The sequence below is a fragment of the Candidatus Acidulodesulfobacterium sp. H_13 genome, assembly GCF_048541835.1.
Classification (GTDB): domain Bacteria; phylum SZUA-79; class SZUA-79; order Acidulodesulfobacterales; family Acidulodesulfobacteraceae; genus QIJE01.
Genome location: NZ_JBLEOY010000001.1, coordinates 727,257 through 741,842, shown reverse-complemented (window position 1 = coordinate 741,842; position 14,586 = coordinate 727,257). Strand labels below are relative to the sequence as shown.

Below are 14,586 nucleotides of genomic sequence, written 5' to 3'. Positions count from 1 at the left end.
CTATGAAAATAACGACATGTCCCAAACCAAGACAGCCTCGTCAGCCGACGATGCTTTTTTTTGCCGGAGATTTTCCAAACATTCTATCGCTTATAGGCTTGTTGTGTGCGGTGCTTGGTATTTATTACGCTATTTTAGGCTATTTTTATATTGCGATGATTGGAGTTCTATGGGCAGTTGTATTTGATTGGGTCGACGGAATAGTTGCTCGCCGAATAAAGGGGCGGACGGACTATCATCGAGCCTTTGGGAATCAGCTTGATTCATTAATAGATATCGTGAGTTTCGGAGTGTTTCCCGCTGTTTTTCTCTTAAGCTACGGCAAATTCAATCCATGGTTCTTGCCGGGGGCATTTCTTATAGTTGCCGCCGGTGTTATACGATTGAGTTATTTTAATATTTTCGGTCTGATTAACAATAAGACATATATGGGTCTGGCATTAGACAACAATATTATTATCCTTGCTTTTGTATTTTTGTTTAAAGGTCTTTTTAGCCATCTGGCTTTTTCGGTAATTATTTATGTGTTGTTGATGACATTTATGGTGCTTAATTTGTCCCCTATACAAACGCCTAAATTTTCGGAAAGATGGTTTTATGTTCTCCTGTTCTACTCTTTAGTGTTAACGGTCGCATATAGTTGGATGCAGTATGTCGGGATTTGAAAATTAAATAGGGTCGGTGTGATATCGACCCGAATTGCCGTTTAACGAGATATTTAGCCCCGATAATACAAAAAACTCAAATCAAGTATTCGTTCCCCGTTTTTCATCATAATACCCCTCCACTTCTAAACAGGATAAAAAAGCTTGACCTTATACTAAAGTATAAGGTGTAAAATACCATAATTGAGCAAGGTTATGTATATGATGAATAAATTAACAGGGGGGCTTTATGAACGTAAAAAATTATTTTAAACGTAAAAACGTTAAAAACGTTGTCGACTCTAATGGTGCTGCAGTTTCTAATGTATCCTCCGGTACTGCAGCCCTATTCTCGATTTTGGGCGGAGTTTGTTGTTGGGGACCTCTGACCTTTAGCATACTGGGGATAACTGCAAGCACAGGGGGTTTTCTTGGATCCACGGTATCTTTTTTAAAGGGTATCGTGCCTTATAGAAATTATTTTTTAATCTTGGATATTATCGGTGTCCTTTTATCTTTTTACTTTCTTTATATATCGCCGAAAATATCGTCAAAAAAAGGCGTTTATTCTCTCGGCAAGGGAGATATCGATATGTCCAATGGTGAAACATGCGATTGCAAGGCGGCAAGTCCGTTTAGCGTCAGCAAAATAGTTTTTTACTTGTCCGTGGCGATCACGGTAGGGTTCTTTATATTTTTGTATAAAGATACCGGTACGGTTTTTATGGCATGGCCGAAGATTTAATATAATCTTCCCATAATTAAGACAACCTGTTTTATAAAGATACCGAATACTTTATAATAACGATTAATCCGGTTGCCCGATACTAAAAATGTGTTGACAAAGTTAACGGCTCAGATATAATTAGAGGCATGATTAATAATTTTTGAAACGGGGGTATTAAATGAATAAGTTTAAAAAAGGGATATTTTTCATTGCCTTGGCATTAACTGCGATGTTATCTTTAGCCATATTTCCAAAATATTCTATGGCGGCGAAGACGGTAAAGGCGCCGACTATGGCAACTAAAATGGCTAAAATGGCGAAAAATATGCCGAATATGTCGGCAAAAATGGTGAAGATGTCGATTCGGCTCAATGCCAAAATCGCCGAATTTCAGTATCATAAAGCCCTTGGCGCAATAAAGGGCGGGTATTATTATTTTGCCGTTCGACATTTCGAAAAAGCTATCGTCGTAGAACCGCATTTTGCTATGGCATATGCGCGCATGGGGGTAATTTTATGCAAACTTGGGGATATACATTTAGCCATAGACGTCCTTAGGAAAGGGTTGAAATATAATCCAAATATTAGGTGGGCAAGGACTAAATTAAAAAGATACGCTGCCTCTCCGAAAGTTATAAATTGCTAAAGACTCAGCCCTCGCGGAACCTAACGAGGAAGGGTAATTCAGCAAATGTTTTATCGTTTGACTTTTTATATTTTTAATGATAACCTTGAAAAACTAAGCAAATAGCTTATTTAAATTTTATCTTAAAAGTTTAAGGGAAACGGGTGAGAATCCCGTGCTGTTCCCGCAGCCGTAATAACTTATAACGGTTTTTTTATTATCCGTTATATAGAATATTCCGAATTTGCCACTGGTAAGTCGTATAATTGCCGGGAAGGCGGAATGTTTTACATGTTTAAGCCGGAAGACCTGCTTTTTAAGATACTAATAACTTTAATTAGCGGGAGGTCTAATTATGTTTTCACGCCTTTTTAATTTGTCGAGTTTCAAACGAAGACTCATTCTTCTCTATGCGTTTTTAATCTCTTTCGTTGTAATTTCCATTATTATTTTAATTGATCGGTCAAGGGTTTTTCCTGCCCTGTTGGGCTTAGGTTCGCTTGCCTTTTTTTTCGGTTTAAAGCATGCGATGGATGCAGACCATATTGCCGCGATAGATAATACCACCAGAAAATTGATGAACGACGGCAAAAAACCGGTCGGAGTCGGGTTTTTCTTTTCCCTCGGTCATTCGCTTTCTATTTTCACTTTAACGGTAATAACCGTCATTTTAGGGGAGTTTATAATCAAAAAATATCCCGTGTTGGGTGGCATAGGTGATATGCTTGGGACGGGGGTATCCGCTTTATTTTTATACATAATCGCGTTTATGAACCTGCTTATCCTTATAAGCATAATAAAGGTGGTAAGAAAATACAGGAATGCCGACAACAAGGCGATGGAAGCCGAGCTTTTAAAGAGAGGCTTTATGTTTCGTTTTTTCGGCGGAGTAATGAAGCTTATAACGTCGAGCTGGCATATGTTTTTCGTCGGCATACTATTTGGCATAGGTTTCGATACGGCAACGGAAGTTGCAATACTTTCAATGTCGGCAATATTTGCCGCTAACGGCAGGCCGCTGATAGATGTTTTGATACTACCGATGGTATTTTCATCCGCCATGGTATTATTAGATTCAACGGACGGTGTAGTAATGCAGTTTGCTTATAGCTGGGCATTTTTAAATCCGATAAGGAAGATTTTTTATAATATATCCATCACAAGCATTTCTATTTTCTTAGCGTTTTGTATAGGAACGATAGAATGGCTTCAGGTCGTAGGCATGAAATTTAATTTAACCGGAGAGCCTTGGGATTTCCTTAATCACCTTTCTTTCGCGGTGCTGGGAGGAATGATAGCGGTCATACTTGCGTCGGCATGGCTTTTATCGTTAGGCGTATATAAGTTCGCTAAGGTTGAATCAAGATATGGCGGAAGTGAATTAGACATAGAGGGGGATGAATAAAAATGAGTCGGGAGACTATTATATTGCTCGGTCACGGTTCGAGAAGAATTGAGGCCAACGATATTCTTAGAAGTATCGTAAAGATAATAAAGCCTAAATTTCCTGATGAATATATGGAATGTGCTTTTTTAGAATTTGCCGAACCAAATATAAATGATGCATTAGAAAATGCCGCTAACGGCGGTTCCAATTTAATCTATGTCATACCCTATTTTTTATATTCGGGAAATCATGTATCTCGTGATATTCCGAATATTCTAAAAGAATTTTCGGTTAAATATCCTAATGTCAATATTAAATATGGAGATTACTTAGGAATAGACGAAAAATTAAGCGAACTCGCAATAGAAAGAATAATGGCGGTTAAACGGCCATCATCTCACGGATGATGGTTCTAGGGGGAGGGGATAAATCCTCTCCGTCCGGTCCGCTTCCCTTCCCGTAATAATCCTTGTAGCCATGTAGATCTAATATACATTGAATTTTATAGACGAACAGGATAGAATAGTAGACAAATAACTTAATTTATACTTAGTTAAAACCATATGTGCCTTGCAATCCCGTCTAAAGTCATAGAAATAAAAGACGACAGCACCGTCATAGTCGATACCATGGGTTCCAAAAGGCTTGTTTCTACTATGCTCTTGGAAGAACGGGTCAATGTCGGCGAATATTTACTTATTCATGTAGGCTATGCGATGCAAAAAATAGACGAAAAAGAGGCGATGGAGAGCCTCGGTTTATTTAAAGAAATAGAAAATAAAATGAACATGGGTTAAAAATCGGCTAGAGCGGGTAAGAATGAGCATATATTCCTCTTTTAGGCAAAAAAACGATATAGAACGCCTGGTTTTTTTAATAAACAACGAGGCTAAAGAAACAATAAATATAATGGAGATATGCGGCGGGCATACCCATTCTATCATGAAATATGGATTAAATGCCCTAATCAAAGACAAAGTAAACTTTCTTCACGGTCCGGGTTGCCCCGTTTGTGTTATGCCGATAAAAAGAATAGACGCGGCCATCTGCATTGCTGGTTTGCCCGACGTCATACTTGTAGCTTACGGGGATATGATGAGGGTTCCCGGAACAAATAGTTCCCTCATAAAAGAAAGGGCTAAGGGGAAAGATATTAGAATGATATATTCCCCGCTTGATATTATAAAAATAGCAGGGGATAAGAGCAATAAGAATAAAAAGATTGTTTTTTTCGCAATCGGGTTCGAAACCACGACACCTATGACTGCGGCGCTTCTTGAGGAAGTAATAACAAAAAAAATAGAGAATGTATTTTTTTATATTAACCACGTCCTTGTTCCTCCGCCGATAAACGCTATTTTGGATTCAAATGACAGTTTAATAGACGGATTTATTTGTCCGGGTCATGTAAGCGTTATCACCGGAAGCGGTATTTATAGTGATATTGCGCAAAAATACAAAAAATCGGCGGTTATTTCCGGATTTGAACCATATGACATTTTAAGCGGAACGCTTTTGATAGTCAGGCAGATTAACGACAATAACCCGTCGGTGGAAATTGCATATAAAAGAGTAGTTAAGGAAGAGGGTAATAAAAAGGCTCAAGATTTAGTCAATAAATATTTCAGGGTAAGAGACGAGTTTGAATGGAGGGGTTTTGGCAATATTGCAAAAAGTGGTTTAAGATTAAGGGATAAGTTTGAATATTTTGATGCAGAATATGTTTTTGCTGATAAATTGAAAGCGTTAGAATTAAATGGAGATTTCAAAGAAAATACAGGTTGCAAATGCGGAGAAATACTTAGGGGAAAACTAAAACCGGTTGACTGCCCCCTATTCGGCAAGGTTTGTATTCCTGAAAATCCGGTGGGGGCGTGCATGGTTTCCAGCGAAGGGGCATGCTCAGCGTATTATAAATATCGTAATTTTTAATCCTATGAATTATAAAAAATTGAACGGAGATGAAAAGATTTTGCTTTCCCACGGCGGTGGTGGAAGAGAGACCGCCGCATTGATTAAGGATATATTATTTGCGGAATTTTACGGACCTGATTCGAATATTATAAATTATGATAACGGACAAAATCAAATAAAGTTGTTGGAAGACGCCGCTATTTTGGATTCACCGAAGAAGATAGCCTTTACCACAGATAGTTTCACGGTAAGCCCTATTTTTTTCAAGGGCGGAGATATAGGTAAATTATCTGTTGCGGGAACGGTAAACGACCTCTCGGTTATGGGAGCTAAACCGCTTTTTTTGAGTCTGGGACTCATAATAGAGGAAGGGTTTTTAATAGAAGATTTAAAAAGGATTATAAATTCGGTGGTTCAAGAGGCTAAAAAAAGCGGGGTTAAGATCGTAACCGGAGATACAAAGGTTGTCCCCGTGGGGAAAGCGGACGGTATTTTTATAAATACAAGCGGAATAGGCAAAGTTTTATATGAAAATATTTCTGTTTATAATATAACGGACGGGGACGTCGTTATTGTTTCCGGTGATATCGGGGACCATGGAAGTGCCGTTATGTCGCAAAGAGACGGCATAGATATGGATGTGGCAATAGAAAGCGACTGCGCTTCTCTGTGGGACATGATTGAACTTGTCTTAAGGCAAGGGTGTCGTGTCAATGCTATCAGGGACGCAACAAGGGGCGGGCTTGCCGCGGTTCTTAACGAGTGGGCCTCTGCCGCGGGTATTAACATTCATATAGAAGAAAATGATATTCCGATAAAGGATAGCGTAAAGGGTTTTTGCGAGTTTCTGGGTTTTGAACCCTATCAACTTGCATGTGAGGGAAGGGTAGTTTTTGCGGTCAAGCCCGGGTATGCGAACAGGGTAATAGAGATTCTCAGATCTCATCCGTCCGGTAAAAATGCTAAGGTAATCGGAATAGTGGGAGATAAAAATAGAGGTGACAGCAGATTTAAAGGCAAGGTGATTTTGCGAGGTATTTATGGCGTAGATAGATTGTTGGATTATCCGTCCGGTGAGCTTTTGCCTAGAATTTGCTAAAGAAGAATTTACTGATTTAAGCCGAGTCGATGAAAGATAAAGATAATGAAAATTTCAAAAGGGTCATAATTAATATATCGGGCAGGGTTCAAGGTGTGGGTTTTAGACCATTTGTTTTTAAACTTGCAAAAAAATACTCCATTAGAGGAAATATTTTAAATGACTTAGACGGTGTTACAATCGATGCTCAAGGAACAGAAAATGATTTAATGAATTTTATGAAATCGTTAGATTCCAAAAGGCCGCCCCTTGCCGTTATTGACGTAAAAACCTTCCGTTTCTTAAGGCCGACCTTTTATAGCGATTTTGAAATTAAAAAATCTAATAAAACCGATGACATAAATAATGCGGAAAATTTAAATCTTATAATCCCCCCCGATATTGCAACCTGCGATGAATGCTTAAAAGAACTCTCAGATCCTTCCGACAGGAGGTATTTTTACCCGTTTATAAACTGTACCGATTGCGGTCCGAGATTTACGATTACTAAAAAATTACCTTATGACAGAGTATCGACTGCAATGGATAAGTTTAAAATGTGCCCTGAGTGTGAAATTGAATACAGAGATCCGACAAACAGACGGTTTCATGCAGAGCCCAACGGATGCTTCGCATGCGGGCCGAAGGTCGAGTTTATTAAGCCGCATGGATTGTGCCCGGACTCGTTATGTTCGAAAAAGGATGAGAAAATAAAAGGTTTTAATGCTATTAAAACTACCGTGCAGATTTTAAAAAACGGCGGTATTGTTTGTGTTAAAGGAGTGGGCGGTTTTCATTTGATGACCGATGCCACAAACGACGATGCCGTAAAATTATTAAGGGAACGAAAAAAAAGACTAAAAAAACCGTTTGCCGTCATGTTTAAAGATATATGCGAGGTTTCAAAATATGCCTATACCGATAATATTTCGATACCCTTGTTGTTATCAGGGAGAAGACCTATCGTTTTATTAGAAGATAAGCGAAATCTTTCTTATTTCGTGAATTGCGGAACAAAAAATATAGGCGTTTTTTTGCCTTACGCGCCGATCCATCATATTATTTTTAGCCTTTTTCATAAACCGTTGATAGCAACATCGGCAAATATGGCCGGAGAGCCTATCGTTAAGGACAATGACGAGGCTCTTTTTAAATTAAAATCTATCGCAGACGGTTTTTTAATTCATGATAGAGATATTTATAGAAGATGCGATGATTCCGTCATAAAAATAATTAAGGGTAATGATCAGGTTTTTATTAGACGTTCAAGGGGCTATGTTCCGGATCCCATTAAATTGCCTTTCGGATTGAAAAGAAACGTTCTTGCGGTAGGTTCTTATCTTAAAAACACGTTTGCAATAGCGTATAGCGGCAACATTAACGATAACGACAACAAGGGAGCGGTTATCTTGAGTCAGCATAACGGGGACTTAGACAATATAGATAGCTTTATTAATTTTACCGAAAATGTGGAAGATTTTGAAATATTTTATAATTTTAAGCCGAGCCTTATTGTTTGCGATAGTCATCCGCGTTACGAGAATACAAAATGGGCAGAAGATTTGGCGAAGAAAAGGGGTATAAAGCATGTAACTCTGCAACATCATAGGGCTCACATTATTTCATGTATGGCCGAAAACGGCTTAGGATTGAAAGACGATGTTTTTGGCGTAGCCTTTGACGGAACGGGTTATGGAGACGACGGAAGTATTTGGGGAGGGGAATTTTTTAAGGGAAATTATATGCATTTAAATAGGGTTGGGACTTTTAAAAGATTTAGGCTCATAGGGGGTGATAAAGCCGTTAAGTCGCCTCAAAGGGTTCTTTTAAGTCTCCTATTTACTATTTTTACCGAAAATAGAGGCAGATATGTCGAAAATTACGATTTTATGAGAAAATTAAACGATTGCTCCCCGGACAAAAAAGATTTTAACCCCGATATTTTACTGAAACTAACGGGCATTCCGGCGAAGAATATAAACATATTTTTCAAGATGTGGGATAGAGGGATTAATTCTCCGTATACATCTTCTTGCGGAAGAATTTTTGATGCTGTTTCTTGTTTGTGCGGATTCAGGGGGGATATCTCATGTGAGGGAGAGGCAGCGGTATACTTGGAAGACCTATGCGGCAGAGAGGAGACTGAATTATCTGATGACGAGATAGAAAAATCCGATTGCTTCGGGTACGCCGTAGATTACAACAAAATAGACGACCTGTTTATAGTCGATTACTGTCCGATGCTGATTCAGATTATAGAAATTATTATTAATAACCGCAATCCCGAAGATCCAGAATCACTTATGGCATTATATAAAGATATAGCAGAGAGATTTATAAATACCATCGCCTTAGTTATAAAAGATATCGCTTTAAGAATAGGCTGTAAAAACGTTTGTATGAGCGGCGGAGTATTTCAGAATGCGTTTTTGCCGGAAAAAATCGATAGAATCATGAACAAGAGCGGATTCAGCGTCTTTTTTAACAGAAAAATACCCCCGAATGATGGTGGTATTTCCTTCGGTCAGGCAGTTTACGGCGGGCTAATAGACGACAAATAACTAACTTAAAATTCAAGCGGTTCCGTTTGCGTAATTCTCTTGCATGTTAGTATTTATGCTCCATTTTAGGTCCAATATTTTTATTTCTTCCAATACAAGGGCTTCAAGGCGCGGTATAGCCTTTTTTAAGGGAAGGGAGATATCCATTCCTACGCCTTCTGCATCCTCCGGAGATATTGCAAAAATTATTATTTTAGGGTTATGTCCCTGCAGTTTGCACATGGTTATCACATCAATAAATTCAACATCATGGGCAGTTTTCTTCATTAAATTAACGGGAATGTTTTCGCTGTCGAATTTAAATATCCCCCCCGGTTTTTCGTCTGTTTTTAGAGCATCTATGACGATAACGTTGTCAAAATTAAATATATCGTCCAAAAGTCCGTAACCCAGCGTACTTCCGTCGATTACCCTTATATTTGGGTCAAATGTATATTTTTTTCTAAGATAATCAATAAAGTGAATTCCAAATCCCTCGTCCTTCAATAGCAGATTGCCGATTCCCACAATTCCAGTCATAAGTAAAAAATTCCAATTATGTTTTATTTGTATTCTGTTTTATTTCTCGTATACTTGTAGCCCCCGAACGGTATTGAGATATCACCCTCTTTCCACATCACCGTGCGCCAAATTTCTATATAGACGTGATAAACCATGAATATTATGATTATCCACATTATAAACAAATGAACAAGAGTGACACCGGTCAGCCCGCCGAATGCGACAAGCGTCCAGTCGGTCGTAAAATGCAGAATCCATGGCCACCAACCGCCTATGGCCGAAGTTCCGGTAAACGAAGCCACGTACAGCTGGAATCCCGTTAACATTTGAAATAAAATAAGTAGATGAAAAATAATGAATATTATGGCATTTAACGGGTCTTGATAACGGGTCGTTGCAGGCCTGTCTTTAAGCGTAAAATAATGCTTAATCATTTTTCCCGCTTCCGCCATTTTACCTCCAAAGGGTACGAAACTTTTGTAAATAGGTTCTTTCCATGAAAAAAAAGCTAAATACAACCAGACAAAAAAGGTAACGTCTATTACGATTGCGCCGATAAAATGAAATTCCCTCATCCACGTCATTATAAACGCCCTATATGTCTCTCCCGAACTTAGAACCCCGGTTGAGATAGAATTAAATTGCGCAGGAGTTTTTCCAAATATAAGAAAGGGATATGCTATATAAAAACCGGTAATTATATTATTAATAATGGCAAGAAAAAGCGACCAGTGGATAATTCTTTTTATAAGCGTCATCCTATGAATTAATTGTATCTCGCCGTATCTTCTCTCTTTATCTTCCATAATTAACCCCTTTTTAAAAGCTAATTAAATACAAAATTAACAGATTTTAAATTTTTTTACTTCGTTTGTTTTTGGATCGATTATGTGAACAGCGCAAGCCAAACACGGGTCGAATGAATGCACTGTCCTTAAAATTTCAAGGGGTTCGGAAGCATTTGCAAGTTTAACTCCGACCAAAGAGGCTTCATATGCTCCGGGGTTGTTAAAACCGTCCCTTGGGGAAGCGTTCCATGTCGTTGGGACGACTATTTGATAGTGTGTTATCCGTTTATTTTTTATTCTGACCCAATGTCCCAATGCCCCCCTCGGCGCTTCGTCAAGTCCGATGCCTATAATTTCTTTTGAAGGCATATCGTAATTTGTCCAGCTCGACTGGTCTATTGCCACATTTCTCATTAGCTCTATGGTCCACGGTTCTAATGCATCGGCTAAATATTTTGCCTCTATCCCTCTCGCCGCCGTTCTTCCGAGAGTTGAAAATAGTGCCGTTACGGGCAGCCCGGAGGTTTTCAAGACATAGTCGACCAATGTTTTAATTTTCTCGTTGCCCTTTGCGTAAGCTATAAGAGTTCTCGCAAGGGGTCCTACCTCCACGGCCCTATTTTCATATCTTGGAGATTTAACCCAGCTGTATTTTTCGTCTTCCTTGAGGCTGCCGTTTTTATTCAAACCCGTATAGTTGGGAGCGGTAACACCTACGGATGGATTAAGACCCGCTTTTTCATTTGGATATTTATACCATGAATGAGTAACGAATTCCGTTATCTTTTTCTCGTCTAAGTCCATGACGTTGCCGATGTCCCTGTCAAATATAACGCCCCTTGCCAAGTAGTCGTGCTCAGGATTTTCATCGTCTGTTTGGGGAAATGCGCCGTAAGATAAATAATTCTTAAGGCCCCCGCCGATACCTTGAAGGGCTTCGTCTTTATAAAATTGGGCAGCGGTGAGTAAATCGGGGATATACGCATTATTAACAAAATCCGTGATTTTATTCATTCTAAATAGGATATCATCCATTCTGTGAGGATTGATCATATCTGCGATAGATGAAATTCCTCCGACGACGCAAGTTTGCGGATGCGGGTCTTTAGAGCCTAAAATCGCTATAATTTGCGCAGGTATCCTTAATATATTGAGGTTATCCAAATAGTGCGATGCTATCAAAAGGTTTCCTTCGGGCGGAAGCTTGTAAGACGGGTTTCCCCAATAGCCGCCTGCAAACGGGCCGAGTTGACCAGACTTAACAAAGGCATTTAGCCTTGTTTTCACCTCTTCAAACCTTGCCAAACTTGCATTATAAGGCGTTTTAGTATAGGCATATGCTAAATCCACTGCCTTTTTCGGGTTAGCACTAAGTGCAGAAACTATATCAACCCAGTCTAATCCGGAAAGCTGGTAAAAATGTATTAAGTGGTCTTGAACCATTTGCGTGCCTTTTAATATATTTCGTGCAATTCTTGCGTTTTTCGGAGGGTGTATTCCCAATGCATTTTCAACCGCCCATGTGGCAGCCTCATAATGGGAATAGGTGCAGACCCCGCAAATTCTTTGAGCAAAAAGTCCCGCATCCTCGGGGGCTCTTCCGTTAAGTATGAGCTCTATGCCCCTGAACAAGGTGCTTGACGAATATGCTTCGGTTATTTCATTACCGTTGCCGTTAAGAATCGCCTCTATTCGCAGATGACCCTCTATTCTCGTTATCGGATCAACTATAATCTTTCTTGACATATCCCCTCCGTATATTTCCTAAATTTCTTTATTTTATATTGATTTAATCGGGAAATCTAAATTATTTTATTCTTTATCGTCCTTACTTTTATCTTTTTCTGAATTGTCTTTCTTATCTTTAGACATTTTCTTTTTCTCTCTTTTCTTTTTAACGCCCGTGTATATTGCATGAGCCGCAATGCCTGCGCCGGCAGCTCCAAAAAGTGCCGCGCCGAATTCATCGGCGGTGGCCTCTACTAACGGGAGCGTAATTTTCGCACTTTCGTTAGGTTCTTCGAACGGAGTCATTCTATCCCAAAACGCCGGTTGAGAACACCCTATACAACCGTGTCCGGCTCTCATGGGAAAACTTAAATCCTGATTATATTCGACAACGGTGCAATTATTCCACGTAAAAGGACCCTTGCACCCCATCATGTATAGGCAATATTGTTTTTTTGCTCCGTCATCGCCCCAGTTTTTGACATATTCACCCGCTTCAAAATGCGCCCTTCTGTAACAGGTATCGTGAAGTCTTTCGGAGTACGCCCAAAGGGGTCTCCCGATACTGTCAAGCTGCGGGGGTTTCCCTATTAATACGTATTCAATAAGTGTACCCACTAAATTTACTGCATTTACGGGGCAAGCAGGTATATTTATTACCTGTCTGTCCGTAACGGAGCTAAGACCGACGGCGGAGGTAGGGTTCGGATTTGCGGCGGGGATACCCCCGTAAGAGGCGCAATTTCCCGCTGCAATTATAACCCCGGCATTTTTAGATACTTCTTTGGTAATTTTTAATCCGGATTCTCCCTTTGCCCCTATCGTTAGGTATTTTCCGTTAAGACCCATTGGGATTGCCCCTTCAACTATGAGTATATATTTACCCTTATATTTTTTGACGGTTTCAACCATTCTCGCTTCCGCTTGATAACCGGCGGGAGCCATTATCGATTCCATATAATTGACGCTAACATAGCTGAGAATGATTTCTGCGGGTGTGGGATGAGCGGTTCTAAGAAATGCCTCCGTATTCCCCATGCAATCCGACATCTCGAGCCATATAAGCGGGGTTCTCGTAAGTATATTAGCTGCTCTCGCCACTCTCGGTTTAAATATATACGGGAGCATCAATGTCGATGTCAAAAGAGATGTCCATTTAATGAAGTCTCTTCTTGTCAGTCCGTGTAAACCGAAAATATTTTCTATATTATCGCTTTTGTCTTTTTCATCGTTAAAGTATTCTTTTTCGAGGTTATCCAACCGTTCGTCCGTCTTTCGTAAAACCTCGTCAGGGTCGTCTGCGATGCTTCTCAGGGGGTCCCACTCAAGATCGGATTTATTATCTTTATTGAGTATTGGGGAAGAATTATCATTTTTATTTTTTAAGGGTTGTTTTCCTTTGCCGTTTCCCATATAACCTCCTAAATTTAGGAATGAATCATAAATAAATTAAACTATTATCTTATAATTTTTTATTTAAAGTCATTATATTTAGAAATTAGATGGTGTACAATGCTAATGGTACTATCTTAAAATATAAAATGTCAAGGTAAGATTTATGAATATTTTGTTATTTTTTTATGCATGAATTTTCTATAGCATTGGAAATAGTAGACACGCTTCAAAATAATAAATATTTGGAAGGTGTAAAAAGTGTCGACGAGATAAAATTAAATATCGGCAAATACTCCGGGATCGATAAAAATTATCTGATTTTTGCTTTTCAAAATTTAGACGATGAGAGGTTTAAGGATGTTTTGTTAAATTTTATTTCGAATGAGGGTGATGAAATAACCATTCAGGAAATTCTGGTTGATTAATAATGTCAGTGAAATTAAAATATAGGTTACAGAACTATAAAAAATAAATAAATTTTAACAGGACGTATTTTATGATTACTATGCTAAATTCAAATCGGAGGCGTGTCGGCAGGTCGTTATCGATTCAAAGAAATGCCCTTGAAACAAATGATGCTATTGCAAATAAGAATAAAAGGTTATTCGGTAAGGCCTTTGTTATAAATTTCTTGAGTTCTCCCGGTTCGGGCAAGACGTCGTTATTGGAATCTATAGTACCTGTCCTAAAATCGGACGGTTTTAAGCCGGCTGTTATAGAGGGAGATGTCGAGACGGATTTAGATAAAAAAAGAATAGACGAATTAGACATACCCGCATATCAAATTGTTACAAACGGGACATGCCATCTGGATGCAAAAATGGTAAACGGCGCGCTCAATAATTTAAATAGAAAGGATGCGGATATAATATTTATAGAAAATGTAGGGAATCTTGTTTGTCCCACGTCGTTTAATCTTGGTGAGGATATCAAAGCAGTTGTTCTTTCCGTAACGGAGGGCGACGACAAACCGTTGAAATACCCCGCCGCTTTTTACAAATCTAAAGTTATGATTATAAATAAAATCGATCTTTTGCCTTTTTTAGATTCTAATATTACAAAAATAAAAGAGAATGCATTATCGGTAAATAAAGATTTGGCGATTTTTGAAACATTTTGCAAAAAGAATGCAAAAGCGGGAAATATTGAGAATAGCGGGTTATACGATTTCATCTCTTTTATGGAGAATAATATTAGATCTAAGGTTTCTAAATAAAATAGGGTAAAATTAAGGCGAT

General features: G+C 38.8%; 15 protein-coding genes and 1 riboswitch. Of the genes, 11 read left to right on the top strand and 4 right to left on the bottom strand.

Annotated features, from left to right (window positions below):
- The first annotated feature begins 2 nt into the window (after positions 1-2).
- The 9 genes from ACMCNP_RS03615 (at position 3) to hypF (ending at position 8,936) form a co-directional block, all read left to right on the top strand.
- Positions 3-665 carry a CDP-alcohol phosphatidyltransferase family protein gene (locus ACMCNP_RS03615; protein WP_419313938.1) on the top strand — a complete coding sequence of 221 codons (663 nt, stop codon included), beginning with the start codon at positions 3-5 and terminating at the stop codon, positions 663-665.
- A 229-nt stretch (positions 666-894) separates the two neighbouring features.
- Positions 895-1,389, top strand: coding sequence for a hypothetical protein (locus ACMCNP_RS03610; protein ID WP_419313935.1), 495 nt, complete (start codon positions 895-897; stop codon positions 1,387-1,389).
- 160 nt (positions 1,390-1,549) lie between these two features.
- The gene (locus tag ACMCNP_RS03605; RefSeq protein ID WP_419313933.1) at positions 1,550-2,017 is read left to right on the top strand and encodes a hypothetical protein; all 468 of its coding nucleotides are present in this window, start codon (positions 1,550-1,552) and stop codon (positions 2,015-2,017) included.
- A 110-nt stretch (positions 2,018-2,127) separates the two neighbouring features.
- Positions 2,128-2,327: riboswitch (cobalamin riboswitch) on the top strand.
- Positions 2,328-2,351: 24 nt separating this feature from the next.
- Complete coding sequence (locus tag ACMCNP_RS03600; protein WP_419313930.1) at positions 2,352-3,401, top strand: HoxN/HupN/NixA family nickel/cobalt transporter; 1,050 nt, start codon at positions 2,352-2,354, stop codon at positions 3,399-3,401.
- A 2-nt stretch (positions 3,402-3,403) separates the two neighbouring features.
- Positions 3,404-3,790 (top strand): sirohydrochlorin chelatase, encoded by a 387-nt coding sequence (locus ACMCNP_RS03595; protein WP_419313928.1) that lies wholly within the window; start codon positions 3,404-3,406, stop codon positions 3,788-3,790.
- Positions 3,791-3,946: 156 nt separating this feature from the next.
- Positions 3,947-4,180, top strand: a complete 234-nt coding sequence (locus ACMCNP_RS03590) for a HypC/HybG/HupF family hydrogenase formation chaperone (protein WP_419313925.1) — start codon at positions 3,947-3,949, stop codon at positions 4,178-4,180.
- 22 nt (positions 4,181-4,202) lie between these two features.
- Positions 4,203-5,315, top strand: a complete 1,113-nt coding sequence (hypD, locus tag ACMCNP_RS03585; protein ID WP_419313922.1) for a hydrogenase formation protein HypD — start codon at positions 4,203-4,205, stop codon at positions 5,313-5,315.
- 4 nt (positions 5,316-5,319) lie between these two features.
- Positions 5,320-6,396 (top strand): hydrogenase expression/formation protein HypE, encoded by a 1,077-nt coding sequence (gene hypE, locus ACMCNP_RS03580; protein ID WP_419313919.1) that lies wholly within the window; start codon positions 5,320-5,322, stop codon positions 6,394-6,396.
- A gap of 29 nt (positions 6,397-6,425) precedes the next feature.
- Positions 6,426-8,936: a carbamoyltransferase HypF gene (hypF, locus tag ACMCNP_RS03575; protein WP_419313916.1), complete on the top strand. Its 2,511-nt coding sequence runs from the start codon at positions 6,426-6,428 to the stop codon at positions 8,934-8,936.
- A 12-nt stretch (positions 8,937-8,948) separates the two neighbouring features.
- Here the strand turns inward: hypF and ACMCNP_RS03570 are convergent, their stop codons facing one another.
- From ACMCNP_RS03570 to ACMCNP_RS03555, 4 genes are all read right to left on the bottom strand, one after another.
- Positions 8,949-9,455, bottom strand: coding sequence for a HyaD/HybD family hydrogenase maturation endopeptidase (locus tag ACMCNP_RS03570; protein WP_419313913.1), 507 nt, complete (start codon positions 9,453-9,455; stop codon positions 8,949-8,951).
- Positions 9,456-9,478: 23 nt separating this feature from the next.
- Positions 9,479-10,243 carry a cytochrome b/b6 domain-containing protein gene (locus tag ACMCNP_RS03565; RefSeq protein ID WP_419313910.1) on the bottom strand — a complete coding sequence of 255 codons (765 nt, stop codon included), beginning with the start codon at positions 10,241-10,243 and terminating at the stop codon, positions 9,479-9,481.
- A 36-nt stretch (positions 10,244-10,279) separates the two neighbouring features.
- A complete protein-coding gene (locus tag ACMCNP_RS03560; protein ID WP_419313907.1) occupies positions 10,280-11,971 on the bottom strand; it encodes a nickel-dependent hydrogenase large subunit in 1,692 nt (563 codons plus the stop codon).
- 66 nt (positions 11,972-12,037) lie between these two features.
- Positions 12,038-13,366 carry a hydrogenase small subunit gene (locus ACMCNP_RS03555; protein ID WP_419313904.1) on the bottom strand — a complete coding sequence of 443 codons (1,329 nt, stop codon included), beginning with the start codon at positions 13,364-13,366 and terminating at the stop codon, positions 12,038-12,040.
- 167 nt (positions 13,367-13,533) lie between these two features.
- Here ACMCNP_RS03555 and ACMCNP_RS03550 point away from each other — a divergent pair, with 167 nt between their 5' ends.
- Together ACMCNP_RS03550 and hypB are read left to right on the top strand one after the other, a co-directional pair.
- Entirely contained in the window at positions 13,534-13,773 is a 240-nt protein-coding gene (locus tag ACMCNP_RS03550) for a hydrogenase/urease maturation nickel metallochaperone HypA (protein ID WP_419313901.1), read from the top strand.
- 80 nt (positions 13,774-13,853) lie between these two features.
- Complete coding sequence (hypB, locus tag ACMCNP_RS03545) at positions 13,854-14,564, top strand: hydrogenase nickel incorporation protein HypB (RefSeq protein WP_419313898.1); 711 nt, start codon at positions 13,854-13,856, stop codon at positions 14,562-14,564.
- Positions 14,565-14,586 lie beyond the last annotated feature (22 nt).

Coding starts and splice junctions, on each gene's coding strand:
- ACMCNP_RS03565 (WP_419313910.1), bottom strand. CDS start 10,243: ATGGAAGATAAAGAGAGAAGATACGGCGAGATACAATTAATTCATAGG.
- ACMCNP_RS03560 (WP_419313907.1), bottom strand. CDS start 11,971: ATGTCAAGAAAGATTATAGTTGATCCGATAACGAGAATAGAGGGTCAT.
- hypD (WP_419313922.1), top strand. CDS start 4,203: ATGAGCATATATTCCTCTTTTAGGCAAAAAAACGATATAGAACGCCTG.
- hypE (WP_419313919.1), top strand. CDS start 5,320: ATGAATTATAAAAAATTGAACGGAGATGAAAAGATTTTGCTTTCCCAC.
- ACMCNP_RS03570 (WP_419313913.1), bottom strand. CDS start 9,455: ATGACTGGAATTGTGGGAATCGGCAATCTGCTATTGAAGGACGAGGGA.
- ACMCNP_RS03605 (WP_419313933.1), top strand. CDS start 1,550: ATGAATAAGTTTAAAAAAGGGATATTTTTCATTGCCTTGGCATTAACT.
- ACMCNP_RS03595 (WP_419313928.1), top strand. CDS start 3,404: ATGAGTCGGGAGACTATTATATTGCTCGGTCACGGTTCGAGAAGAATT.
- ACMCNP_RS03590 (WP_419313925.1), top strand. CDS start 3,947: ATGTGCCTTGCAATCCCGTCTAAAGTCATAGAAATAAAAGACGACAGC.
- ACMCNP_RS03555 (WP_419313904.1), bottom strand. CDS start 13,366: ATGGGAAACGGCAAAGGAAAACAACCCTTAAAAAATAAAAATGATAAT.
- hypB (WP_419313898.1), top strand. CDS start 13,854: ATGCTAAATTCAAATCGGAGGCGTGTCGGCAGGTCGTTATCGATTCAA.
- ACMCNP_RS03550 (WP_419313901.1), top strand. CDS start 13,534: ATGCATGAATTTTCTATAGCATTGGAAATAGTAGACACGCTTCAAAAT.
- ACMCNP_RS03600 (WP_419313930.1), top strand. CDS start 2,352: ATGTTTTCACGCCTTTTTAATTTGTCGAGTTTCAAACGAAGACTCATT.
- ACMCNP_RS03615 (WP_419313938.1), top strand. CDS start 3: ATGAAAATAACGACATGTCCCAAACCAAGACAGCCTCGTCAGCCGACG.
- hypF (WP_419313916.1), top strand. CDS start 6,426: ATGAAAGATAAAGATAATGAAAATTTCAAAAGGGTCATAATTAATATA.
- ACMCNP_RS03610 (WP_419313935.1), top strand. CDS start 895: ATGAACGTAAAAAATTATTTTAAACGTAAAAACGTTAAAAACGTTGTC.